Source organism: Streptococcus sp. M143, from assembly GCF_000162495.1.
Lineage (GTDB): Bacteria > Bacillota > Bacilli > Lactobacillales > Streptococcaceae > Streptococcus > Streptococcus dentisani.
In genome coordinates, this window is the sequence record NZ_GG730098.1 from 1 (window position 1) to 810 (window position 810).

An 810-nucleotide genomic window follows, 5' to 3' on the forward strand; every position below is an offset into this window, starting at 1 on the left:
ATCAATCGGGAAGACAGGATTCGAACCTGCGACACCTTGGTCCCAAACCAAGTACTCTACCAAGCTGAGCTACTTCCCGAGTTAAATAGAAAAAATGCACCCTAGAGGATTCGAACCTCTAACCGCCTGATTCGTAGTCAGGTACTCTATCCAGTTGAGCTAAGGGTGCTCATTATTATATGCCGAGGACCGGGATCGAACCGGTACGATCGTTTCCAATCGCAGGATTTTAAGTCCTGTGCGTCTGCCAGTTCCGCCACCCCGGCCTCTCTAAGCGAACGACGGGATTCGAACCCGCGACCCCCACCTTGGCAAGGTGGTGTTCTACCACTGAACTACGTTCGCATCGACCTCTTCTAGTTCTAATGCCGGCTACATGACTTGAACACGCGACCCTCTGATTACAAATCAGATGCTCTACCAACTGAGCTAAGCCGGCTAATTTCTACTATGCGGGTTAAGGGACTTGAACCCCCACGCCGTTAAGCGCCAGATCCTAAATCTGGTGCGTCTGCCAATTCCGCCAAACCCGCAAATATGACCCGTACTGGGCTCGAACCAGTGACCCATTGATTAAAAGTCAATTGCTCTACCAACTGAGCTAACGAGTCTAAAATAACTTCCGTTATCTTACGGTCCCGACGGGAATCGAACCCGCGATCTTCGCCGTGACAGGGCGACGTGATAACCGCTACACTACGGGACCTATGGGAGTTAACGGGATCGAACCGCTGACCCTCTGCTTGTAAGGCAGATGCTCTCCCAGCTGAGCTAAACTCCCAAAAAGGAAGCCTCTAAACTTCCTATTCT

9 tRNA genes are annotated in these 810 nt (G+C 51.1%); all 9 read right to left on the reverse strand.

Annotated elements, in window-relative coordinates:
* Positions 1 to 5: 5 nt before the first annotated feature.
* Positions 6 to 79, reverse strand: a tRNA-Pro gene (locus tag HMPREF0850_RS11505).
* 16 nt (positions 80 to 95) lie between these two features.
* Positions 96 to 169, reverse strand: a tRNA-Arg gene (locus HMPREF0850_RS11510).
* Between the two features lie 11 nt (positions 170 to 180).
* Positions 181 to 266 (reverse strand) — tRNA-Leu (locus tag HMPREF0850_RS11515).
* Positions 267 to 273: 7 nt separating this feature from the next.
* Positions 274 to 345 (reverse strand) — tRNA-Gly (locus HMPREF0850_RS11520).
* Between the two features lie 21 nt (positions 346 to 366).
* Positions 367 to 439, reverse strand: a tRNA-Thr gene (locus tag HMPREF0850_RS11525).
* 12 nt (positions 440 to 451) lie between these two features.
* Positions 452 to 533: transfer RNA gene (locus tag HMPREF0850_RS11530), tRNA-Leu, on the reverse strand.
* A 5-nt stretch (positions 534 to 538) separates the two neighbouring features.
* A tRNA-Lys gene (locus tag HMPREF0850_RS11535) sits at positions 539 to 611 on the reverse strand.
* Positions 612 to 633: 22 nt separating this feature from the next.
* Positions 634 to 706: transfer RNA gene (locus tag HMPREF0850_RS11540), tRNA-Asp, on the reverse strand.
* A gap of 2 nt (positions 707 to 708) precedes the next feature.
* Positions 709 to 781 (reverse strand) — tRNA-Val (locus HMPREF0850_RS11545).
* Positions 782 to 810: the final 29 nt, after the last annotated feature.